Origin of the sequence: Burkholderia sp. BCC1998, assembly GCF_905339875.1 — a bacterium.
GTDB lineage: Bacteria > Pseudomonadota > Gammaproteobacteria > Burkholderiales > Burkholderiaceae > Burkholderia.
In genome coordinates this window covers 154,178-175,277 of sequence record NZ_CAJPHE010000018.1, presented here as the reverse complement: position 1 = coordinate 175,277, position 21,100 = coordinate 154,178, and the positions used below count along the sequence as shown (strand labels likewise).

Annotated in this window: 21 protein-coding genes; 9 read left to right on the top strand and 12 right to left on the bottom strand. The window is 66.7% G+C overall.

Translation table 11 applies throughout. The features are described 5' to 3' along the window. From U5A56_RS27200 to U5A56_RS27180, 5 genes are all read right to left on the bottom strand, one after another. The coding region (locus tag U5A56_RS27200) for a methyl-accepting chemotaxis protein (protein ID WP_321803173.1) at nucleotides 1-1,013 on the bottom strand (1,013 nt) is incomplete at its 3' end. A gap of 123 nt (nucleotides 1,014-1,136) precedes the next feature. Then, a complete protein-coding gene (locus tag U5A56_RS27195) occupies nucleotides 1,137-2,270 on the bottom strand; it encodes a hybrid sensor histidine kinase/response regulator (RefSeq protein ID WP_044847544.1) in 1,134 nt (377 codons plus the stop codon). A 505-nt stretch (nucleotides 2,271-2,775) separates the two neighbouring features. Next, nucleotides 2,776-4,359 carry a Na+/H+ antiporter gene (locus U5A56_RS27190; RefSeq protein ID WP_044847545.1) on the bottom strand — a complete coding sequence of 528 codons (1,584 nt, stop codon included), beginning with the start codon at nucleotides 4,357-4,359 and terminating at the stop codon, nucleotides 2,776-2,778. A gap of 245 nt (nucleotides 4,360-4,604) precedes the next feature. Then, complete coding sequence (locus tag U5A56_RS27185) at nucleotides 4,605-6,038, bottom strand: aldehyde dehydrogenase family protein (RefSeq protein ID WP_321925513.1); 1,434 nt, start codon at nucleotides 6,036-6,038, stop codon at nucleotides 4,605-4,607. 28 nt (nucleotides 6,039-6,066) lie between these two features. Further along, nucleotides 6,067-7,707, bottom strand: coding sequence for an acetolactate synthase large subunit (locus tag U5A56_RS27180; protein ID WP_044847547.1), 1,641 nt, complete (start codon nucleotides 7,705-7,707; stop codon nucleotides 6,067-6,069). A 412-nt stretch (nucleotides 7,708-8,119) separates the two neighbouring features. Here U5A56_RS27180 and U5A56_RS27175 point away from each other — a divergent pair, with 412 nt between their 5' ends. Next, on the top strand, nucleotides 8,120-8,437 hold the full coding sequence (locus U5A56_RS27175) for a type II toxin-antitoxin system RelE/ParE family toxin (RefSeq protein ID WP_121858857.1): 318 nt from the start codon (nucleotides 8,120-8,122) through the stop codon (nucleotides 8,435-8,437). Between the two features lie 3 nt (nucleotides 8,438-8,440). Continuing rightward, nucleotides 8,441-8,740, top strand: coding sequence for an addiction module antidote protein (locus U5A56_RS27170; RefSeq protein WP_006750245.1), 300 nt, complete (start codon nucleotides 8,441-8,443; stop codon nucleotides 8,738-8,740). A gap of 48 nt (nucleotides 8,741-8,788) precedes the next feature. Here U5A56_RS27170 and U5A56_RS27165 read toward each other — a convergent pair whose 3' ends face one another. The 5 genes from U5A56_RS27165 to andAc all read right to left on the bottom strand — a co-directional run bounded on the left by U5A56_RS27165 (nucleotide 8,789) and on the right by andAc (nucleotide 13,576). Further along, complete coding sequence (locus U5A56_RS27165) at nucleotides 8,789-10,075, bottom strand: DUF445 domain-containing protein (protein ID WP_044847549.1); 1,287 nt, start codon at nucleotides 10,073-10,075, stop codon at nucleotides 8,789-8,791. A gap of 164 nt (nucleotides 10,076-10,239) precedes the next feature. Continuing rightward, a complete protein-coding gene (gene andAa, locus U5A56_RS27160; RefSeq protein WP_321925511.1) occupies nucleotides 10,240-11,460 on the bottom strand; it encodes an anthranilate 1,2-dioxygenase system ferredoxin--NAD(+) reductase in 1,221 nt (406 codons plus the stop codon). Next, nucleotides 11,450-11,776, bottom strand: coding sequence for an anthranilate 1,2-dioxygenase ferredoxin subunit AndAb (gene andAb, locus U5A56_RS27155; protein ID WP_044847551.1), 327 nt, complete (start codon nucleotides 11,774-11,776; stop codon nucleotides 11,450-11,452). Before andAb ends, andAa begins: the two co-directional genes overlap by 11 nt. A 25-nt stretch (nucleotides 11,777-11,801) precedes the next feature. After that, nucleotides 11,802-12,287, bottom strand: a complete 486-nt coding sequence (andAd, locus tag U5A56_RS27150) for an anthranilate 1,2-dioxygenase small subunit AndAd (protein WP_321812216.1) — start codon at nucleotides 12,285-12,287, stop codon at nucleotides 11,802-11,804. A gap of 17 nt (nucleotides 12,288-12,304) precedes the next feature. Then, nucleotides 12,305-13,576 carry an anthranilate 1,2-dioxygenase large subunit AndAc gene (andAc, locus tag U5A56_RS27145; protein WP_321925509.1) on the bottom strand — a complete coding sequence of 424 codons (1,272 nt, stop codon included), beginning with the start codon at nucleotides 13,574-13,576 and terminating at the stop codon, nucleotides 12,305-12,307. A gap of 210 nt (nucleotides 13,577-13,786) precedes the next feature. On the opposite strand from andAc, the gene andR reads away from it, so the two are divergent. Then, nucleotides 13,787-14,743, top strand: coding sequence for an anthranilate 1,2-dioxygenase regulatory protein AndR (gene andR, locus U5A56_RS27140; RefSeq protein WP_044847553.1), 957 nt, complete (start codon nucleotides 13,787-13,789; stop codon nucleotides 14,741-14,743). A gap of 133 nt (nucleotides 14,744-14,876) precedes the next feature. Next, a complete protein-coding gene (locus tag U5A56_RS27135) occupies nucleotides 14,877-15,002 on the top strand; it encodes a hypothetical protein (protein ID WP_321925508.1) in 126 nt (41 codons plus the stop codon). Between the two features lie 84 nt (nucleotides 15,003-15,086). Here the strand turns inward: U5A56_RS27135 and U5A56_RS27130 are convergent, their stop codons facing one another. Then, nucleotides 15,087-15,977 carry a LysR family transcriptional regulator gene (locus U5A56_RS27130; RefSeq protein WP_321925506.1) on the bottom strand — a complete coding sequence of 297 codons (891 nt, stop codon included), beginning with the start codon at nucleotides 15,975-15,977 and terminating at the stop codon, nucleotides 15,087-15,089. A 91-nt stretch (nucleotides 15,978-16,068) separates the two neighbouring features. On the opposite strand from U5A56_RS27130, the gene U5A56_RS27125 reads away from it, so the two are divergent. Genes U5A56_RS27125 through catC form a run of 3 tightly spaced genes read left to right on the top strand, consistent with a single transcriptional unit; the run spans nucleotide 16,069 to nucleotide 18,475 of the window. After that, on the top strand, nucleotides 16,069-17,202 hold the full coding sequence (locus U5A56_RS27125) for a muconate/chloromuconate family cycloisomerase (protein WP_321925503.1): 1,134 nt from the start codon (nucleotides 16,069-16,071) through the stop codon (nucleotides 17,200-17,202). A 36-nt stretch (nucleotides 17,203-17,238) separates the two neighbouring features. Next, complete coding sequence (catA, locus tag U5A56_RS27120) at nucleotides 17,239-18,141, top strand: catechol 1,2-dioxygenase (RefSeq protein ID WP_044847556.1); 903 nt, start codon at nucleotides 17,239-17,241, stop codon at nucleotides 18,139-18,141. A gap of 43 nt (nucleotides 18,142-18,184) precedes the next feature. Then, entirely contained in the window at nucleotides 18,185-18,475 is a 291-nt protein-coding gene (catC, locus tag U5A56_RS27115; protein ID WP_044847557.1) for a muconolactone Delta-isomerase, read from the top strand. Between the two features lie 143 nt (nucleotides 18,476-18,618). On the opposite strand, the gene U5A56_RS27110 is transcribed toward catC, so the two are convergent. Further along, entirely contained in the window at nucleotides 18,619-19,404 is a 786-nt protein-coding gene (locus tag U5A56_RS27110; protein ID WP_321812213.1) for an NAD(P)H-dependent oxidoreductase, read from the bottom strand. A gap of 86 nt (nucleotides 19,405-19,490) precedes the next feature. On the opposite strand from U5A56_RS27110, the gene U5A56_RS27105 reads away from it, so the two are divergent. Continuing rightward, nucleotides 19,491-20,384, top strand: a complete 894-nt coding sequence (locus U5A56_RS27105) for a LysR family transcriptional regulator (protein ID WP_321925501.1) — start codon at nucleotides 19,491-19,493, stop codon at nucleotides 20,382-20,384. A 282-nt stretch (nucleotides 20,385-20,666) separates the two neighbouring features. Continuing rightward, nucleotides 20,667-21,077, top strand: coding sequence for a DUF2471 family protein (locus tag U5A56_RS27100; RefSeq protein WP_044847560.1), 411 nt, complete (start codon nucleotides 20,667-20,669; stop codon nucleotides 21,075-21,077). The last annotated feature ends 23 nt before the right edge of the window (nucleotides 21,078-21,100 follow it).

Below are 21,100 nucleotides of genomic sequence, written 5' to 3'. Positions count from 1 at the left end.
GCCACCTCGTTCATCGTGCGCAGCAGGTCGCGCGACGTCGCGAAAATTTCGCGCGACGTCGCACCGATTTCAGTCGTCGTCGCCGCGGTTTCGTTCGCGGTCGCCTGCTGCTCGCGCGACGTCGCCGCGATTTCGGCGACCGACGTCGTCACCTGCAGCGACGACTGCTGCGCGCGCGCGACCAGTTCGGTCAGCTCGTCGGCCATCCGGTTGAAGCCCGTCTCGAGCGTGCCGAATTCATCGCGGCGGCGCAGGTCGAGGCGGCGCGTCAGGTTCCCGGTACGCATCACGTCGTGCACCTCGACGAGCCGCGTCATCGGCACGGTGACGGAACGGTACAGCCCGTAGCCCAGCCCCAGCGCGGACAGCAGCACGATCGCCAGCGCGGTCGCGAGCACGACCTCGGTGTCCTGCACGGATTCGCGGATCAGCTTCGCGGACTGGTCGGCGAACTTGCGGTTCTCCTGCACCAGGATATTCGCGTTGCGCACGACCTCGGCCCATGAAGGCTGCACCTTCGCATAGGCGGCGACGGCCTCTTCGCGCGACACGCGGCTCTTCTGCACCGCGTCGTTCAGCAGCGGCAGGTAGCGGTCGAAGGCCCCTCGAAACGTCGCGAAGCGCTGGCGGTCGTCATCGCGGAACGTCGTGTTCTGGTAGTCGACCGACAACGACTCGACCTCCTTGAGCGCCTCGCCGATCTTCGCGAAATCGCGCTGCACGAGTTCGGGATCGGTGTCGACGAACGTCGCCTGCTGCAGCGCCGTGAACGATTCGTTGACCGCGCCGCGCAGCGACGCCGCGAGATAGACGCCGGGCAGCGAATCGCGTTCGATGCTGACGGCTTCGCTGTTGATCGCGCGCAGGCGCTCGTAGGACACGCCGGCCATCACCAGCATCAGCACGAACAGCACGCCGAAGCTGATCAGGATACGGTTGCCGAGCGTCAGCCGGGCGGCGCCGCTCGTCGTGTGCAGGCTTTCATTGGTCGCGCGGGGCGTCACGGTGGCCATGTTCGTTATGGGCTTTCTAGAATCAGCGTTGAAAAAATCCGCGCCCGCCTGCGCGCCGGACGGCGCGCCACGAGCGCATCGGGGTCTGCGGGCAACGCGGCACCGGCGGGCCGCGCCGCGAAATCATCGCTCCGCTTGTGCCGGCAGCCGAAGCGCGACCATGAAGCCGCGCGCCGTATTGCGCATCAGGATCTGGCCGCGATGCCGCGCGGCCGTCGCGCGAACGAACGCAAGCCCGAGGCCGAAGCCGCCGCGCGCCGCGCCATGCGCGGATTCGAGCCGCACGAACGACTCGGTCGCGGCCGTGCGCTGCTCGGGCGCGATGCCGGAGCCGGCGTCCTCGACGCCGATCAGCCAGGCACCGTCGTCGTCGCTCAGCGTGCAATGCACGTCCGTACCGGCCGGGCCGTACTTCAGCGCGTTGTCGATCAGGTTGGCGACCGCGCGCGTGAGCATCATGCGGTCGCCCATCGTCACGCACTCGGTGCCGGGCACGTGGGCAACGACCCGGCTGCCGAATCCGGCCGCCTTCTCCCACAGCTGGTCGACCGCGTCGAGCACGATCTCGTTGAGGCTCAGGACCTCGTGCGCGCGGCGTTCCGACTGCGCGCGGGTCAGGTGGATGAAGCCGTCGGCGAGCGCGAGCGCGCGCCGGGCGTGGCCGGCAATGCGCTCCATGATCGCCGGCATGTCGCCGTGCTCGGTCCGGTAGACCTCGAGCAGCGCGAGAATCGAGGTCTGCGGCGAGCGCATGTCGTGCGACAGGAAATCCAGCGCTTCGTCGCGCTGCCGTGACATCAGGTACGAATTCGAGTGATAGCGGATGCGCGCGGTCAGCTCCATCGCGTCCGGGAGCTTCACGAGATAGTCGTTCGCGCCGGCGATGAACGCCTCGCGCTTGACGATCGGCTCTTCCTTCGCCGACAGCACGATGATCGGCACGCGTGCGGTGTCGGCGTTCGCGCGCCACGCGCGAACGAGGTCGAGGCCGTCGATGTCCGGCATCACGAGATCCTGCAGGATGACCGTCGGCTTCACGTCGCGCGCGACCGCCATCGCCCGGTGTGCGTCGGTGCACACATGCAGGTCGATATCGTGCTCGCTGCGCAGCGCGCGACGGATCACCTCGCCGACGAACGGCTGATCGTCGACGAGCAGAACCGATAGCCCCGATTCGAGACAATCCGGCGCATTTTCACCGCTGGATTCTTTCATAAATACCGTTTCAAACGCCAAATCTCCAATTGATTCTTTCATAGGAGTTGTTTATCCGACTTGGACGCCATCTTAAAACATGGCGGCAGAGAAATCCGCCTGTGTTGCCGATCTGGCCTGTCGGCATTGCCTCGCGGGGATCCGAACGCCGAATTCACCCCGACGACGGTCGCATTACCTCCGCGCGCTTTCTCTCAATAAAGATAACCGGCTGATTCTAAATGAAATTAGAACACAGCATCTATCTCCTTCCGGTTTAGTTTTGCCAAATATGGTGAGAGAGCGGAATTCAGATAAATCAGATCATTTCCTGGCGCGAAAGACGACAACGTTTGCGAAGCCGCCGCCATGAGGTTTGCATACGCTGCAAGGCCGCCCGTCGAACGGATCGGGACCGGATTTCGATGCGACAGAATGGGGAAGGTGGAGAGGAGAAAAGCGCGCGCCGCAACCGGATCGGCCGCGACGCGGCACGCATCGAACGCCGCCGGCCGGCGCCGGTGGCGCAGCAAGGCGGCCGTGCGCTCACGCCCGGCCGTGCGGCCGGTTACCCGCGCGCGTGCTGCGCGGACACTTCCTGCAGGTCGAGATCGCGCTCGACCATGTGCAGCATCTCGTCGTGAATGCGGCCCGTACGATGCAGGCGCAGCAGCTCCGCGCGCCCGGCCTTGATCGCGGCCAGCACGACGTCGTAGTGCGCGACGCGGACCTCCGCCGGATATTCGGGCTCGTTCTTCGCCCGCTCGGTCAGCTCCGCACGATACGTGTATTGCTCCAGCAGGCGCGGGTGAATCACGTTGCCGCTGTCGTCGCGCACCAGCGGCTGGATCGCCGCGAGCTGCGCTGCCTCGATATGCGCCCACGTCTGCGGCTCGGTCAGGTGATGCGCGGCGCGCTCTTCGCGTTGCGGCAGGCGCAGCAGCCGGATCAGCGGGCCGATGGTCGTGCCCTGCAGCAGCACGGTGACGAGGATCACCGCGAACGACGCGACCAGGATCACGTCGCGGCCCGGCAGCGCCTCCGGCAACGACAGCGCGATCGCCAGCGTCACGACCCCGCGCATGCCGGCCCAGCTCATGACCGTCGCGGCCTTCCAGTCGGGCGCGCCGCCGCGCCGCACGATCCCGCGCACCGGCCACTTCAGCACCTCGACGGCATAGATCCACACGAAGCGGGATACGATCACGGCCGCCAGCACCGCGAGCACGGCCGGCATCATCGTGGCGAGCACCTGCTCGAAGCCGCCGAGCCGGTGGATCGCGCCGCGCAGCGACAGCCCGATCAGCACGAACACCAGCGCTTCGAGCAGGAACACGATGACCTGCCAGAACGCGGTGCCGCGCGTGCGCACGGCCGCCGAGAACACCTCGTGCTGATGCCAGCCGACGATCATGCCGGTCGTGACCGTCGCGATCACGCCCGACACCTCGGCCATCTCGCCCGCGATGTATGCGATCCAGCCGGCGATCACCGCGACGGTGACCACCAGGTAGTCGTCGTCGAGCAGCTTCAGGAACCACACGACGAGCTTGCCGACCAGGAAGCCGACCACGACGCCGCCGAGCCCGAGTTCCGCGAAACGCACGACCGCGTGCTCGAGGCTGAACGCGCCCGTCAGCGCGGCGGCGACCGCGAAGCGGAACAGCACCAGGCCCGCCGCGTCGTTCAGCAGGCTCTCCCCTTCGAGCAGCACCATCAGACGGCGCGGCAGCGCGACGCGTTCGAGCACCGCCTTCGCGGCCACCGCATCGGGCGGCGACACGATCGCGCCAAGCGCAAAGCACGCGGCCCACGGCAGCGACGGCACGACCCAGTGCACGGCGAAGCCGACCGCGAACGTCGTGAACACCACCGCGCCGATCGCGAGCAGCAGGATGCCGCCCACATTGCGCTTGAACTCTTCCCACACGGTGAAATACGCGCCGTCCATCAGCAGCGGCGGCAGGAACACGAGCAGCACGAGCTCCGGATCGAGGTTGATCGGCGGCAGGCCGGGAATGAACGCGATGCCGATGCCGCCGATCAGCAGCGCGGCCGCTGGCGGTAATCGCAACCGCTTGGCGATGTATTCGAGCGCAACGATCGCGAGGAATGACAACAGAACCAGCTTGAATGCCGAGACGGGGGACATGAATCGACCTCGTGAGGAATGAATGCGCACGCCAGCCGGTGTCGTACCCCGGTTGGCCATTTCGCGCGATTACATCACGATGCGATGCGTGCAGTCGAGCGCGTTCGGCCGGCGCGGTACGCGCTGCCGCGACGATGGCGCACGGCGGACATCGCCGCGATCCGTCGGTGTGCGCCGAAACGAAAACGGCACGCGGGCCGGCGCGATGCGCCCGCCCGCGTGCCGTCATGCGGCGCCCGTCGCGGCTAGCGGCGCCGCACGACCATCAGGCGCGGCTCGGTCATGTCCTCGATCGCGTAGCGGATCCCTTCGCGGCCGAGCCCCGAATCCTTCACGCCGCCATACGGCATGTTGTCGACGCGGAACGACGGCACGTCGTTGATCACGACGCCGCCCACCTCCAGCTCGTCCCATGCGCGCTGCGCATGCGCGAGCGAATCGGTGAACACGCCCGCCTGCAACCCGAAGTCGCTGTCGTTGACGCGCGCGAGCGCATCGTCGAAGCGCTCGAACTTCTCGAGGATCGCGACCGGACCGAATGCCTCCTTCCGGTAGAGGTCCTGTTCGCGGCCGACGTTTTCCAGCAGCGTCGCCTCGAACATCGCGCCGTCGACCTTGCCGCCCGCGACGATCTTCGCGCCCGCCGCGACGGCCGCATCCATCCAGCCCGACAGGCGGCGCGATTCGGATTCCGAGATCATCGGGCCGACGAACGTCGACGGATCCTTAGGATCGCCCATCTTCAGCGAACGCGTCTTCGCGACCAGCTTGTCGCGCAGCGCGTCGTACAGGTCCGCATGCACGAGGATCCGCTGCACGCCGATACAGCTCTGGCCCGACTGGTAATACGCGCCGAACGCGAGACGCTCGACCACGTAGTCGAGCTGGTCGCGCTGGTCCGCGTCGACGATCGCCGCCGCGTTGCCGCCGAGCTCCAGCACGACTTTCTTCTTGCCGGCCTTCTCCTTCAGCGCCCAGCCCACGGCGGGCGAGCCCGTAAACGACAGCAGCCTGAAGCGCTCGTCGGTCGTGAACAGGTCCGCGCCGTCGCGATGCGCGGGCAACACCGAGAATGCGCCCTTCGGCAGGTCGGTTTCGGCGAGCACCTCGCCGATGATCAGCGCGCCGATCGGCGTGCGGCTCGCGGGTTTCAGCACGAACGGACAGCCAGCGGCCAGCGCCGGTGCGACCTTGTGCGCGGCGAGGTTCAACGGGAAGTTGAACGGCGAGATGAACGAGCACGGGCCGATCGGCACACGCCGCGTATAGCCGGTGTAGCCTTGCGCGCGGGCCGAGATCTCGAGGTTGATCACTTCGCCGTCGATGCGCACCGACTCCTCGGACGCGACGCGGAACGTATCGATCAGCCGCGTCACTTCGCCCTTCGAATCGTTGATCGGCTTGCCGGCCTCGATGCACAACGCCTCGGCCAGCTCGTCGAAGCGCTCGCGAAAGCGCGCGACACAGTGGTCGAGCACCGCCTGCCGCTTGTAGGCCGGCAACTCGCGCATCGGCTTCGTGGCGTCGACCGCCGCACCGATGGCCGCATCGATCGCCTTCGCGTCGGCCAGCGCGACGCGTGTCGCGACCTTGCCGCTGAACTTGTCGGTGACTTCGAGATCGGTGTTCGCGTAGACGGCCTCGTTGGCCAGATAGTACGGATAGGTATCCTTCAGCATGGAACGCTCCTTCCGGTGAACGGCGGATTCAGAGTTGCGCCGACAGGCGCTTGATTTCGCGGTTGAGCACGCGCTCGTTGTCCGAATAGTCGATCGGCACGTCGATCACGTGCACGCCCGGCGTCGCGAAGCAGTCGCGCAGCAGCGGCCCGAGATCGTCGGCCGCTTCGACGCGATGCCCGTGCGCGCCGTAGCTCTGCGCATACGACACGAAATCGGGGTTCTTCAGCGTCATCGCGAAATCGGGGAAGTTCATGTTTTCCTGCTTCCAGCGGATCATCCCGAACGCATCGTCGCGCAGGATCATCACGACGATGTCGAGCTTCAGCCGCACGGCCGTTTCGAGTTCCTGCGAATTCATCATGAAGCCGCCGTCGCCGCAGACGGCGATCACCTTGCGCTGCGGATGCACGATCTTCGTCGCGATCGCCGACGGCAGGCCGGCGCCCATCGACGCGAGCGCGTTGTCGAGCAGCAGCGAGTTCGGTTCGTGCGCGCGCCAGTAGCGCGCGAACCAGATCTTGTACATCCCGTTGTCGAGACAGACGATCCCGTCGACCGGCAGCGCGTTGTACAGGTCGTTCACGATCCGCACCGGGTACATCGGGAAGCGCGGATCGTGCTGGCCCTTCTCGAGGTGCGCGTCGAAATGCGCCTTGATCATCTTGAAGCGCTCGAAATCCCAGTGCGATTGCGGCGTCACCGCTTCCTTCATCTGCCACACCGCGTTCGCGATGTCGCCGACCACTTCGATCTGCGGGAAGTAGACGGGATCGACCTGCGCGCCGAGGAAGTTCACGTGGATCACGGTCTTGTCGTCCGTGCGCATGAAGAACGGCGGCTTCTCGATCACGTCGTGGCCGACGTTGATGATGCAGTCCGCATGCTCGATCGCGCGATGCACGAAGTCGCCGTCGGACAGCGTCGCGTTGCCGAGCCACAGCGGATGCGTTTCGTCGATCACGCCCTTGCCCATCTGCGTCGTGAAGAACGGGATGCCCGTCTTGTCGACGAATTCGAGCAGCATCTTGCAGGTCGTCTTGCGATTGCCGCCCGCGCCGATCATCAGCAGCGGGTGACGCGCGGCCTGGATCGCGTCGACCGCGTGCGCGACCGCCTTCTCCTCCGCCACCGGCCGCCGGCTGTAGCTGCGCGGAATCGGCTTGCCGTCGCCCTCCTCGTGCGCGATGTCTTCCGGCAGTTCGAGGTGCGCGGCGCCCGGACGCTCCTCCTCCGCGCGGCGGAACGCCTCGCGCACCGCCGACGGAATGTTGCCGATCGACACGATCTGCCGCGTGAACTTCGTGAGCGGCTGCATCATGTCGACGACGTCGACGATCTGGAAGTGGCCCTGCTTGCTGGACTTGATCGGCTTCTGCCCGGTGATCATCAGCATCGGCATGCCGCCGAGCTGCGCATACGCGGCGGCCGTCACGAAGTTGGTCGCGCCCGGCCCGAGCGTCGCGAGACACACGCCGGTGCGGCCCGTCAGGCGACCGTAGGTGGCGGCCATGAACCCGGCCGCCTGCTCGTGCCGGGTCAGCACGAGCTTGATCTTCGAGCGCCGCAGCGATTCGAGCAGATCGAGGTTTTCCTCGCCGGGAATGCCGAACACGTACTCGACGCCTTCGGCTTCCAGCGCCTTCACGAACAGATCCGATGCTTTCATGGGGGACTCTCGGTTGATGCCGCCTGCCCGGCCTACGGGCGCGCGACGTTCAGAACGCGCGCCGGCCTACGGCACGCGGACGCTTTACCTACTGGACACAAACCACGGCACTGCCCGCCGTGCGGAGCAACGTGTGCAACGCACGACGGCGCCTCCCTGGGCGGGAGGACAAACGGATTCACCCGCGCGCGGCAAGCACGCGCGGGCGGCAAGCACGCGCGGGCGGCAAGGACGTTTTTGATTGTAGACGGATTCGCGGAATTCCGACTTCGGCCGAATGGCCGGGTCCGGCCGCGCGAAAGGGTCGGCCTGACGGCCAATTCGACCTCAAGCGGCGCGCGCGGCCCTATCGTTGGGGGCAAGCCAATTTCATTCATCGAACCTGTGAACCATGGTTGACATACCGAAATCCATGCCCTACAGTGCCCCTACGTTCAGTATCCGGACCACCGATGTCTTCGACGCGTGGTTTGCCGGCCTGCAGGATCGCGTCGCCAGGCGGCGCATCCAGGCCCGCATCGACCGCCTGTCGATGGGCAATCCGGGCGACTGGAAATCCGCCGGCTCGCCCGTCGTCGAAATGCGTATCGACCACGGCCCCGGTTATCGCGTCTACTACGTCAGGCGCGGAACGATATGGGTGATCCTGCTCTGCGGCGGCGACAAGTCGACGCAACAGGCGGACATCCGCGCCGCCCACGCGATGCTCGAGCGGCTCGATCTGGAGTAACCGATGGACAAGATCAAGACCCGGCCGTGGGATTCGGCCGAACACCTGAAGACCGACGACGACATGGCCGACTACTTCGAGGCCTGCCTGCAGGAAGCCGGCGACGACCCGGCCTTCATCGCGCATGCGCTCGGCGTGATCGCCCGCGCGCGCGGCATGTCGCAGGTCGCGCGCGACGCGGGCCTGTCGCGCGAAGGGCTGTACAAGGCGCTGTCGCACGACGGCAATCCGAGCTTCGGCACGATCCTGAAGGTGATCAAGGCGCTCGGCCTGCAACTGCACGGTGCGAAGGCGCACGCGTGACGCGGCGGCACACGATGCCGCGCCACATGCTCGACGCTCGGGGCCGCATCAATGCAGCCACCCCGCCGCCCAGCGCGGCACCAGCGACACCAGATACAGCCCGAGCCCGATCAGCCCGCCGACCAGCGTACCGTTGATGCGGATGTACTGCAGGTCCTTGCCGATGTTCAGCTCGATCTGCCGCGACATCTCGCGCGCATCCCAGTTGCGCACCGTGTCGCGGATGTGACGCATCAGGAAATCCGCGAAATCCGGCGCCATCTCGTGCACGGCCTTCTCGATGTGCTCGTTCAGCGACGCGCGCAGCGCCGGGCTCTCCGCGAGCCGCGCGCCGAGCCAGCCGCCGAGCGTCGCGGCCTGCCGGTGCAGCGTCGAATCGGGCCGTGCGAGATCGGCCTTCAGCCATGCGCGCAACTGGTCCCACAGATCGCGCACGTAGTCGTTGAACGCATCACCATCGCGGATGTAGCGCTTGATCTCGTCGCCCTTCGCGATGAACGCCGGGTCGTGCTTCAGCCGCTCGGTCAGCCGCACGACCGTGCGGTCGAAGCGCTGCCGCAGCTCGTGTTCGGGATCGGCCGCCACGCCCTCGAGCACGCGGCTCACCGCGCTCGCGAGCATGCGCGCGCCGTTCTCGCCGAACCACTGCGTCGGCATGATCTTCTCGATCTTCGGGTATTGCGTCTTCAGCCATTCGACGATGAAGCCCGCGATCACCTCGCGGTTCTCCTCCTTGTCGAGCACGTCGACCACCTGTTCGATCGCATCGTCGAGCAGCGCCTGGTGGCGGCCGTCCTTCGTCAGCGTGTCGAGGATCGCGCCGGCCGACTGCGACAGGTCGATCCGGTCGATCACCGCACGGAACGCGTCGTGGACGAACGACTGGATCCGCGCGTCGTCGGTCATGTCGAGCGCGAAGCTCATCAGCTTCGTCACGTAGCCGCCGAGCGCGTCGGTGTTCGCGGGCTCGCCGAGCCATGCGCCGAGCTTCTGTGCGGGATCGTGCTGGCGGATCTGCGCGGCGAGCGCGTCGGGGCCGAGGAATTTCTCGCGCACGAACACCGCGAGGTTGTCGGCGATCTTGTCCTTGTTCTTCGGGATGATTTCGGTGTGGCGCGACACGAACGGGATCGGCACGCGGCGGAACAGCGCGACGACCGCGAACCAGTCGGCGAGCGCGCCGACCATCGCAGCCTCGGCCACCGCCTTGAAGCCGTCGACCCACGGGCCGCGCGGCAGCAGGATCGTCGTGACGAATACCGCGACGGCGGCCAGCAGCAGCCATAGCGCGCGGCGCTTGCTGCGTTTCAGTTCGAGGGCTTTGTCTGTCGTCATGGGCGACCGGTGCAACGGCAATGCCGCTAATATGCACCGATCGCCGGCCCGCGACAAACCCGTGCGCATCGCGCGCGCCGGGAATGTTGTCCCGAACGGGTTTCCTGCTGCGTTCAAGCGATCCGACGCGAACACGGCCGCCCCGGCCACGTTCGCGCGTTGCCTCAGAGAAACGTCTTCAGGTTCACCGCCGGATCGGCAAGCTTCTCCGGATCGGGCACGGCCCCCGCCGCAATCAACCGCCTCGACGCGCCGATGTCGCGCCCCAGGTTCGCCGCGGCCACCGCGACGATCTTCCCGTCGTCGCCCAGCCCGAACACCGTGAACGGCCCGCTCGCGGGATCGCCGCGCACGACGGTCGTCCGTTCGCTGCCGAACAGCCCGAGCATCTGCAGGTTGCAGTCGTACTGATCGGACCACAGCCACGGCAGCTCGGCATAGGTTTCGTCCGCGCCGAGCAGGTTCGCGGCCGCGACGGCCGGCTGGTTTTCCGCGACCTGCCACGACTCGATCCGCACGTGACGCCCGAGCAGCGGATTGAAATGCATCGTCACCTCGCCGGCGGCGAAGATCGCGCGATCGGCCGTCCGGCATCCCGCATCGACACGGATCCCGTTGTCGACCTCGAGGCCGGCCGCCTGCGCGAGCTCGACATTGGGCACGACGCCGATCCCGACGACCACGATATCGGCCGGCACGTCGCCGCGATCGGTCTCGACGATCGCACCGCCGCCCGGGGCGCGGCGAATCGCGCGCGGCAGCGTCGCCATCTGGAAAAGCACGCCGCGCGCGTCATGCAGTTGCCGCGCATACGCGCCGACGACTTCCGGCAACGCACGCTGCAGCAGGCGCGCAGCCGGGTCGATCACCGTCACGTCGCAACCGAGCTGGCGCGCCGCGGCCGCCACTTCGAGGCCGATGAAGCCGCCGCCGAGCACCGCCACGCGACGCCCCGGCGCGAGCTGCGCGCGCAACGCACGCGCGTCGGCCACGGTGCGCACGTAATGCGGGACGACGCCTTCGTCGACCGGCCCGCCGAACGCACGCACGCGCGAACCGGTCGCGAGCACGAGCCGCGTGTACGGCACCGTCGCATCGTTATCGAGCCGTACACGCTGCGCGGCGCGGTCGATCGCGTCGACGCGCGAGCCGAGCCGCAACTCGATGCGCTGCGTGTCGTACCACGCGGCGTCGCGGATGAACGCGCGCTGCTCGCCGCCGTCCGTCAGCAGCGCGTCCTTCGACAGCGCGGGCCGATCGTACGGCAGCTCGCGCTCCGCGCCGATCATCACGATGCGTGCGTCGGCGTCGCGCGCGCGCAGCGCCTCGGCCGTGCGCCGCGCGGCGTGGCCGGCGCCGACGATCACGAACGGGTCAGCCGACATTGACTTCCACCTGCCCGTCGACGATCCGGATCGGATAGGTCCGCACCGGCTCGGTGATCGGCGCGCATTTCGGCGCACCCGTGCGAATGTCGATCAGCCCCTGGTGCAGCGGGCATTCGACGCAGCCGTCTTCCACATAGCCTTCGGACAAGCGCGCGTGACCATGCGAACAGAGGTCATGCATCGCGAACAGTTCGTCGCCGATCCGGAACACCGCGATCGGCTTCTGGCCGGCGACGCGCGCCGCCGGTTCGTCTTCGGAGAATTCGTCGAATGTGCCCAGCGGGTGCCATTCGGCGAGCGTTGCTTCGGTCATGTCGTTTCCTTGGCTGTCGGATCGGTCAGATCGGGGTGGCGAGCAGCGTCTGCACGCGCGACGTGTCGTAGATCACGCGCTTGGTCTTGTAGCGCAGCCCGTCGGGCGTGCGCACGACCGTGTCGTAATACTTGCCGGCCTGGTACACGTTCGATTCGCCGTTGCTGCGCGTCTGCACGACCACGTAGTTGCTCTCGGTGTCGATCTCGCCGTCGCGTTCGGCGACGACCGTGAGGCCCGACGTCATGTGCCGGTACGTGTGCTCTTCGAAGATGTTCGCGTGCCGCAGCGACACCACGCGGTCGCGCAGCATCCGCTGGTTCGTGCAGTGGACGATCCCGACCGGCAGCCCGAGATCCGCGTTCTCCTTCGGCACGATCTCGTACGTGCAGTCCTCGGTGAACATTTCCGGCCAGCGTTCGAGCCGGTCGTTGTCGAGGTGGCCGATGTAGCGGTTCTGGAGCATGTAAATCTCGAACCACGTCTTCATGTCTTCCGTCAGGTTTTCCATCGTTCCGCGCTCCCGCTTCAATAGCCCATCAGCTTCTGATAACCGACCCAGAACTTGCGGATCAGGCTTTCGGTGATCACCGTGTCCTGCTGGTCCGGATTGCCGCGCGACATCTCGATCACCGACGTCGCATCGGCGTCGCGCACCGTGCCGCGCTGCACGAGTTCGGTCGCCTCCGTGTCCTCCATCGAGATGTAGCCGGCCGGCCCGACGAGGTTCGCCTGCTTGATGCGCAGCGCGCGCAGCTCGGGCGTGTCGTCCGCGTAGCCGAAGAAGTGGAAGATCAGCTCGAAGTTGTCCGGCCCCTTCGGCAGGATCTGGCGCGCGACCAGCGTATTGTGGATCTGCTGGATCACGAGCTGCGGGAAGATCGGCTGGATGTGGTTCGTGCAGTCCTCGTCGTATTCCGACACGAGATCGAGGATCGACTCGTCTTCGAGATGGAAACCCTCGTCGAACGAGCGGATGTTCTGCTGTTTGTATGCGGCCGACGTGTCGTCGCCCGTCTTCGTCACCGTGATGATGCTGTGCAGCCCGTGGTTCGCATCCGGAATCGAGCGCGCCTTCATCCCGACGCGGAAGATGTTGAAGGTCGTATGGAACAGGTGCAGCATGCTCGCGTGATACGGATCCTTCACGTTCTCCATGTACAGCTTCCAGTTCGACTTCGAATACTGGCGCGTGCAGCCGAGATACTCGATCGGCTTGTGGAAGATCCGGTCGATCCACGGACGCATCTGCTCGCCCAGGTATTCGGGCAGCGGCGCTACGTCGTCGCTGAAGGTCGCGAACACGAGCCCGCGATAGCTGTCGACGCGCAGCTTGCGCAGCCCGTGCTGCTTCGGGTCGAAGTCGGCCGGCATCCCGGTCATCCCCTTCTGGCCGCGCCGGAACGGCACGCCGAGCAGGTTGCCCTGGTTGTCGAAGCTCCACTGGTGGTAGACGCACGTGTGCGAGCTCGCGTTGCCGCGCGACTTGCGGCAGACCTGCGCGCCGCGGTGCGCGCAGCGGTTCACCCACGCGGACAGCGTGCCGTCCTCGGTGCGCGTGACGACGACCGGCGTATCGCCGACGAACGTGCTCTTGAAGTCGCCGGCGTTCGGGATTTCCGCTTCCAGCGCGACGAAATTCCAGGTCGGCCCGCGGAAGATGCGTTCCTGCTCGCGATCGTAGACCGCGCGCGAGCTGAACACCTTGTACGGCACGCGCGAACCGTCTTCGTGCGGAAAGCGCACATCGGACGCGTCGTCACGCGCGGCGAATACGACGGGCGATTCTGTCTGCTCCATGTCGGACTCCTTGTGGTTCCGGTTCGTTGATTCCATGGAGTCGATTTTTGAAAAGCTAATATTCGGCGTCTATCCGGAAAGTGCGATTGCGGCGGCGCAATATCCACTTTCGGCGGATTTCTGCGCTAGCATGGCGACACACGCGACCCGGCGCACGATCGCGACCCATTCGTCGGATCGAAGCGCGCGTCCACACCAAGGCCGATGCCCATGTCCCCAACGTCGTTCGAGCCGCTTGCGCTGCGCGCGCACCGGCTGTTCGAATCCCGCGATCTCGACGAGACCCGCGAGCGGATCTCGCGCGTGATGCAGCCGCACGCGCTGCTGCCGAGCGGGCGCGTGCAAGGCGCATCGCATATGGATTTCGTCCGGCTCGGCGGGCTCGGGATCGGCACCATCGCGTTCGGCGATGCGATGCGCGTGCAGGTCGACGCCGTCGACGGCTATTACCTGCTCATGTTCTGCCTGTCCGGGCAGGCGGAAGTCCATGCGATGGGGCGCCGGCTCGGCGTCGACGGGCAGACGGGCGTGCTGTGCGCGCCCGGCGAGCGCTTCGACGCGGTGCTCTCCGCCGACTGCGAGCAATTCGTGCTGCGCATCGATGCCGCGACCGTCGGCTCGCTGACCGGCGATCCGCGCGCGATGCTCGACCCCGTGCTGCACATCAGCGATGCCGCGCTCGCCGCATGGCGCCAGCAGCTGATGCTCGTCGCCCGCTCGCCCGAACTGCTCGAACGCGCGAATGCCAACCCGCGCGTCGCGTCGCAGCTCGAACACCTGCTGATCGATCTGCTGATAGAAGGCCACCCGCCGTCGGTACCGAGCGCGCGCCTCGATCCCGCGCCGGGCTTCGTGCGGCGCGCGCAGGAGTTCGTGAACGCGCATTACGCGCAGCCGCTGCAGCTCGCCGATATCGTCCAGGCCGCCAACGTGCCGGAGCGGACGCTGCGCGACGCCTTCCTGCAGTTCCGCGGGATGAGCCCGATGCAATACCTGCGCGCGACGCGGCTCGAACATGCGCGGGAATTGCTGCGCGGGTCGGCGTCCGAGCGACGGATCGCCGATATCGCACTCGATTGCGGATTCACGCACCTCGGGCGGTTCGCGATCGCGTACCGGGAGAAGTTCGGCGAATCGCCGTCGGAGACGCTCGACGGGAAGCGATAGGCGGGTGCCGGGCTTGTCGGGGTCGGTTGCCTTGCTGCCTTGGCCCTTGCTGTCCTGCGCCTTGCCTCCTTGCCTCCTTGCCTCCTTGCCTCCTTGCCTCCTTGCCTCCTTGCCTCCTTGCCTCCTTGCCTCCTTGCCGACTGCCGGCCTGATCGGGCTGATCGGGCTGATCGGGCTGATCGGGCTGATCGGGCTGATCGGGCTGATCGGGCTGATCGGGCTGATCGGCTCGCCGCGCGCCTGCATCTACGGCAAATGACATCGCATCGCGATGCCCTCTCCGCATTCGGCGTAGCGTGGCGAAATCGACCGTTAGTTGCAATTGATACGGAAACGATCGGCCCTACGCCGCCGGCGCGATCATCGCCCGCGCGATCGCGCAGAACGCGGTCGTCGCGGCGCTTTCGCCGTGCAGCCGGCGGCTCATGATGATCGGCGACGTCGCCGTGGGTTCCGGCAGCCGCCGGTAGACGACGCCCTTCACGCGCACGCCTTCCACGCTTTCCGGCACCAGCGACACGCCCACCTGCGCGGCGACGAGCCCGAGCGCCGTCTGCAGTTCGCGCACCTCGTGCACGGCCGTGGGCACGAGCGCGCCGTCGCGCAGCGCGGACAACTGCTGGTCCGCGAAGCTCGGCCGCGGCGTGCTCGGATAGACGATCAGCGTCTCGTTCGCGATGTCCGCGAGCGTCAGCGGCCGGTCCGGATCGGCGAGCGGATGCCCGACCGGCAGCGCCGCGATCAGCTTTTCCTCGATCAGCGCCTCGCGCACGAGCTGGTCGTCGTCGAAGCGCAGGCGGCCGAACCCGACATCGATCCGCCCGCCCTTCAGCGCGCCGAGTTGCTCGAGCGTGAACATTTCGATCAACGACAGCTCGACGTCCGGCTGCGCCTCGCGAAACGCGCGGATCACGTCCGGCAGCGCGCCATAGAGCGTCGACGGCACGAAGCCGATCACGATCCGCTCCGACAATTGCGCGAGCCGCCGCGTCAGCGGGCCGAGCTCGTCGGCCTGTTCGACGACCCGCGTCGCCTGCGCATAGAACACGCGGCCCGCGTCGGTCAGTTTCAGCGGCCGCGCGCCGCGCTCGAACAGCGGCAGCCCGACCTCGTCCTCGATCGCCTGGAGCTGGCGGCTCAGCGGCGGCTGCGTCATGTGCAGCCGCTCCGCGGCCCGCGTGATGTTCATTTCCTCCGCGACGGCGATGAAGTAGCGGAGCTGGCGCAATTCCATTTCATGCCTCAAAGGTATGGAAGTAGTCGGAAAGAGTGTTGGACGACGCCGGGCGGGAATTCCTACCATGTGCACCAACAGGAGGAATCGCATGATAGCAACTGCCGCCACCATCGAACGCATCGACACGCTGCTCGTCGACGTGCCGACGATTCGGCCCCACAAACTGTCGGTCGCGACGATGAATTGCCAGACCCTCGTGCTGGTCCGCGTTCGATGCACGGACGGTATCGAAGGCGTCGGCGAGGCGACCACGATCGGCGGGCTCGCGTATGGCGAGGAGAGCCCCGAGAGCATCAAGGTCAACATCGACACCTACTTCGCGCCGCTGCTGCAAGGCATGGACGCGACGCGTCCGGGCGCTGCGATGGCGCGTGCGCGCAAGCTGTTCCAGGGCAACCGGTTCGCGAAGTGCGCGCTCGAAACCGCGCTGTTCGATGCGCAGGCGCGCCGCCTCGGCGTGCCGCTGTCCGAGTTGTTCGGCGGCCGCACGACCGACGCGGTCGACGTCGCGTGGACGCTCGCGAGCGGCGACACGCAGCGCGACATCGCGGAAGCCGAGGCGATGCTCGACGCACGCCGCCATCGCGCATTCAAGCTGAAGATCGGCTCGAACGCGGTCGACGACGACGTCGCGCACGTGATCGCGATCAAGCGCGCGCTCGGCGAGCGCGGCGACGTGCGCGTCGACGTGAACCAGGCCTGGACCGAAACCGACGCGATCCGCGCCGGCGCACGACTCGCGGACGCCGGCGTGAGCCTCGTCGAGCAGCCGATCGCCGCAACCAATCGCGCGGGGCTGAAACGCCTCACGCAGCTCGCGCACATTCCGATCATGGCCGACGAAGCGCTGCACGGTCCCGTCGATGCGTTCGCGCTCGCGCAGGACCGCACGGCCGACGTGTTCGCGGTGAAGATCGCGCAGTCGGGCGGCCTGCTCGGCGCGGCGAGCGTCGCATCGATCGCGTCGGCGGCCGGCATCGACCTGTACGGCGGCACGATGCTCGAAGGCGCGGCCGGCACGATGGCGTCCGCGCAGCTGTTCAGCACGTTCGGCTCGCTGAAATGGGGCACCGAGCTGTTCGGCCCGCTGCTGCTCACCGAGGAAATCCTCGTCGAGCCGCTGCGCTACCAGGATTTCAAGCTGCACCTGCCGGCCGCGCCCGGCCTCGGCATCACCTTCGACTGGGCCCGCATCGAACGGATGCGACGCAACGCCCGCTGATCCCGCACGACACGACAACCGAAACCGGAGACACAGATGAACAAGCAAGCCATCGACGCCCTGCTGAAGACCTTCGACGACGCCGCGGAAAAGCCCGGCAATCCGCGCGTGCGCGCGATCGTCAACCGGATCGTGAAGGACCTCTGCTACACGATCGAGGATTTCGACGTGCAGCCGAGCGAGTTCTGGACCGCGCTCAACTACCTGAACGAAGCCGGCCGTGAATTCGGGCTGATCGCCGCGGGCCTCGGCCTCGAGCGCTTCCTCGACGTGCGGATGGACGAGGCCGAGGAGAAGGCCGGCTTCCACGGCGGCACGCCGCGCACGATCGAAGGGCCGCTGTATGTCGCGGGCGCACCGGAATCGGTCGGCCATGCGCGTCTCGACGACGGCACCGATCCGGGCCAGACGCTGATCATGCGCGGCCAGGTGCTCGGTCAGGACGGCACGCCGCTCGCGAATGCGCTCGTCGAGGTATGGCACGCGAACCATCTGGGCAACTACTCGTACTTCGATCAGTCGCAGCCGGCGTTCAACCTGCGCCGCTCGATCCGCACCGATGCCGAGGGCCGCTACAGCTTCCGCAGCGTGCTGCCGGTCGGCTACAGCGTGCCGCCGGGCAGCAAGACCGAGCAACTGCTCGACCAGCTCGGCCGCCACGGCCATCGTCCGGCGCACATCCACTTCTTCGTTTCCGCGGACGGATATCGTAAGCTGACGACGCAGATCAACATCGAAGGCGATCCGCATATCTGGGACGACTTCGCATTCGCGACCCGCGAAGGGCTGATCCCGAAGATCAGGCAGGCCGAGGGCGCGGAAGGCAAGCCGTATGGCGTCGACGGGCAGTTCGCGCTGATCGACTTCGATTTCTCGCTGCTCAAGGACAAGCAGGACGTGCCGGCGAGCGAAGTCGAACGGGTGCGGGCGCAGGCCTGAGCGGCCGTCCCGTTCGGCGAATCGACAACGCAAGGAGCGCAGGATGCTGTTTCATGTGGAAATGACCGTCCGCCTGCCGGCGGACATGGATCCGGTCAAGGCGGCCACGCTGAAGGCCGAAGAGAAGGCGATGTGCCAGCGGCTGATGAACGAAGGCGTCTGGCGGCATCTGTGGCGGATCGCGGGGAAGTATGCGAACGTCAGTATTTTCGACGTCGAGAGCGTGCAGCAGCTGCACGACCTGTTGAGTCAGCTGCCGTTGTTTCCGTATATGGAGATGGAAGTGCGGGCGCTGTGCCGGCATCCTTCTTCGGTGCGGGAGGATGATCGGTAAGCAGTGAATGTGAAGCGCGGCGTTATCGAACGGCCGCGCGAAGCACGCCCCGGGCGGCCGGCGATTTTCTCGCCGGCCGCCCGTGACGTTTTGCACAGCCGCCGGTTCAGGTGGCGCCCCGCGTCACGACGATACAGTGACGATCACCGCTCGCTCGCCAGATGCGCCGCGAACCCGACCGTCCCCGGCGCGATTTCCGCCTTCAGCGTCAGCGCCGGAATGTCGTAGTCGCCCGCGTTCTGTCGCCGGAACGGAATCGGCTGCGCGCTCCACAGTTCGTCGAGACGCTTGCCGAGCGCCGCACGCGTTTCGTCGAAGCGCCCGTCGTCCATCCGGTGCGTCTGGTAAATCACGAACGGCGGCAGCACGTCGAACCCCGGGTAATACAGAATCCCGTGCTGGATCGGGAACAGCACGTCGTCGATCGGCCCGTTGATGCCGCGTGCGCTGTAATGCGACTCCCAGCCGCCCGTCGTGACGATCACCATCGCCCGTTTGCCCGCCAGCGAACCTTCGCCGTAACGGTCGCCCCAGTGCAGGTCGGAATGCTCGCCGACGCCGTACGCGAAGCCGTACGCATACACCCGCTCGACCCAGCCCTTCATGATCGCCGGCATCGAGAACCACCACAGCGGAAACTGCAGGATCACCGCGTCGGCCCACTTCAGCTTGTCCTGCTCGCGCGCGATGTCGTCGCGCTGCGTGCCCGTCTCGAACGCGCGCTTCGAATCGCGTGCGGGATCGAAGCGCGCATCGGGCGCACGGTCGGTCACGTCATCCGCGTCGAACGCGGCCTTCCAGTTCATCGCATACAGATCGGTCACCTGCACGGCATGGCCTGCCGCTTCGAGATGCTCGACCGCGAAATCCCGCAACGCACCGTTCAGCGAGCGCGGTTCGGGATGGGCGTAGACGATCAGCACGTTCATGTTCACTGCTCCGTTGATGGAATGACTGCAGGATGCTGCCGCCAAAGGTATATTGGAAATGAATTCCTGATATTCCAGGTATAGCCATGAACAATCTCAGACGACTGGATCTGAACCTGCTGGTCACGCTCGACGTGCTGCTCGCCGAGCACAACGTCACGCGGGCGGCCGAGAAACTGAACATGTCGCAGCCGTCAGTCAGCGTGCAGCTGCAGAAACTGCGCGACCTGTTCGGTGATCCGCTGTTGCTGCCGGGGCCGCGCGGAATGCGGCCGACCGCGCGCGCGGAAACGCTGCGCGAGCCGCTGCGAGATGCGCTCGAAGCAGTCGAACGCGCGGTGCTGACGGCCACGCCGTTCGATCCGGCAACCGCGACGAACACGTGGCACGTGGCCGCAACCGACTACGGCGAATCGACGATCGTGCTGCCCGCGCTGAACACGCTGCGCTCGGCTGCGCCCGCGACGCGCGTCGCCGTCGTCGAACTCGTGCCGCCGCGCATCGAGCAGGACGCCGAGCGCAACGGTATCGACCTGGCCTTCCACACGACAGACGGTTCGCCGGAAGGGATGCGTCGCCTGCCGCTGTTCGTCGAACGTTACGTGCTCGTCGGCCGCGCCGGTCATCCGAAACTGAAGCGCCGCCCGACGCTCGCGCAGTTCGGCGCGCTGGAACACGTGATCGTGTCGCCCGACGGCGGCGGCTTCTTTGGCGTGACGGACGAAGCGCTCGCCAAAGCCGGCGCCACGCGGCGCGTGGTGCTGTCGGTGCCGCATTTCCTGTTCGTGATGACGGCCGTCGCCAGCACGGACCTCGTCGCGATGCTGCCCGAGCGGCTGGTGCGCAATACGCCCGCATTGCGCGTCGTGGAGGCGCCGGTCGAGGTGCCCGGCTACGAGATGTCGATGCTGTGGCACGAACGCGTGCATCGCGATCCGGCGCATCGATGGTTGCGGGAGACGATCGCCGCGTCGGTGTAGATCGCCAGACGGGCGGTCGGCGCAGTGAGGCCACCGCGAGGTTCCGAGACATGACGTGCGCAGCGCGATGCAGCGAAGAGCACGGAGCAGAAACGCGCTTCTGACTAATGCGGCTTCATGCGTCGGCCGCCTTCGCCGGTCGCTCACCCGAAGCCGGTCGCCGCACGAACACAATCATTCAGCACTTGAAACCGCCTCGAACACTGTATATATTTACAGTGCTTTTGTACCATTTGACCCTAATTCCGTCACCCATGACGGACGGACTTTTGTGAGGCGACCATGTTCCAGTCATCCGCATTCGATCCCGAGCAACCCGGCTTCAACCCCGTCCACTTCGAGCGTGCCGCGCGGCAAGCGGTCGTCGATCTTCAGCGTGTCGTCGGCGGCCCCGCACAGCGGGCGCTCGGCTTGCGGCGCCGCAGCCATCCGGCCGCCGTCCGCACGATGAGCTGGCAGGCGCTGCTGAATGTCGAGGAGCTGGCGTTCTCGAACACCGGCTTCCTGAACCGTAACGATCCGATGGTCGTCGACGCCTTCATTCGGCTGCGCGACAGCCGGATGGTCGCCGCGGACGTCGAGGAAGCCGTCGACTGGAAGCGCGACGACGACGATCTGCCCGCCGTCTATCTGATCGTCAAGGCGATGCTGGAAGCGGAAGAGCGCGAGACACAACGCGTCGAGATGGAGTGACGGCGGCGCCTCGCGGCCGTACC

What these genes read in the sequence shown, in the direction of transcription:
- U5A56_RS27125 (WP_321925503.1), top strand. Translation starts at nt 16,069, where the DNA reads ATGATAGCAACTGCCGCCACCATCGAACGCATCGACACGCTGCTCGTC.
- U5A56_RS27195 (WP_044847544.1), bottom strand. Translation starts at nt 2,270, where the DNA reads ATGAAAGAATCAATTGGAGATTTGGCGTTTGAAACGGTATTTATGAAA.
- andR (WP_044847553.1), top strand. Translation starts at nt 13,787, where the DNA reads ATGTCCCCAACGTCGTTCGAGCCGCTTGCGCTGCGCGCGCACCGGCTG.
- U5A56_RS27100 (WP_044847560.1), top strand. Translation starts at nt 20,667, where the DNA reads ATGTTCCAGTCATCCGCATTCGATCCCGAGCAACCCGGCTTCAACCCC.
- catA (WP_044847556.1), top strand. Translation starts at nt 17,239, where the DNA reads ATGAACAAGCAAGCCATCGACGCCCTGCTGAAGACCTTCGACGACGCC.
- andAb (WP_044847551.1), bottom strand. Translation starts at nt 11,776, where the DNA reads ATGACCGAAGCAACGCTCGCCGAATGGCACCCGCTGGGCACATTCGAC.
- U5A56_RS27170 (WP_006750245.1), top strand. Translation starts at nt 8,441, where the DNA reads ATGGACAAGATCAAGACCCGGCCGTGGGATTCGGCCGAACACCTGAAG.
- U5A56_RS27130 (WP_321925506.1), bottom strand. Translation starts at nt 15,977, where the DNA reads ATGGAATTGCGCCAGCTCCGCTACTTCATCGCCGTCGCGGAGGAAATG.
- andAa (WP_321925511.1), bottom strand. Translation starts at nt 11,460, where the DNA reads ATGTCGGCTGACCCGTTCGTGATCGTCGGCGCCGGCCACGCCGCGCGG.
- U5A56_RS27175 (WP_121858857.1), top strand. Translation starts at nt 8,120, where the DNA reads ATGCCCTACAGTGCCCCTACGTTCAGTATCCGGACCACCGATGTCTTC.
- U5A56_RS27190 (WP_044847545.1), bottom strand. Translation starts at nt 4,359, where the DNA reads ATGTCCCCCGTCTCGGCATTCAAGCTGGTTCTGTTGTCATTCCTCGCG.
- U5A56_RS27165 (WP_044847549.1), bottom strand. Translation starts at nt 10,075, where the DNA reads ATGACGACAGACAAAGCCCTCGAACTGAAACGCAGCAAGCGCCGCGCG.
- U5A56_RS27105 (WP_321925501.1), top strand. Translation starts at nt 19,491, where the DNA reads ATGAACAATCTCAGACGACTGGATCTGAACCTGCTGGTCACGCTCGAC.
- U5A56_RS27110 (WP_321812213.1), bottom strand. Translation starts at nt 19,404, where the DNA reads ATGAACGTGCTGATCGTCTACGCCCATCCCGAACCGCGCTCGCTGAAC.
- catC (WP_044847557.1), top strand. Translation starts at nt 18,185, where the DNA reads ATGCTGTTTCATGTGGAAATGACCGTCCGCCTGCCGGCGGACATGGAT.
- U5A56_RS27185 (WP_321925513.1), bottom strand. Translation starts at nt 6,038, where the DNA reads ATGCTGAAGGATACCTATCCGTACTATCTGGCCAACGAGGCCGTCTAC.
- andAc (WP_321925509.1), bottom strand. Translation starts at nt 13,576, where the DNA reads ATGGAGCAGACAGAATCGCCCGTCGTATTCGCCGCGCGTGACGACGCG.
- andAd (WP_321812216.1), bottom strand. Translation starts at nt 12,287, where the DNA reads ATGGAAAACCTGACGGAAGACATGAAGACGTGGTTCGAGATTTACATG.
- U5A56_RS27180 (WP_044847547.1), bottom strand. Translation starts at nt 7,707, where the DNA reads ATGAAAGCATCGGATCTGTTCGTGAAGGCGCTGGAAGCCGAAGGCGTC.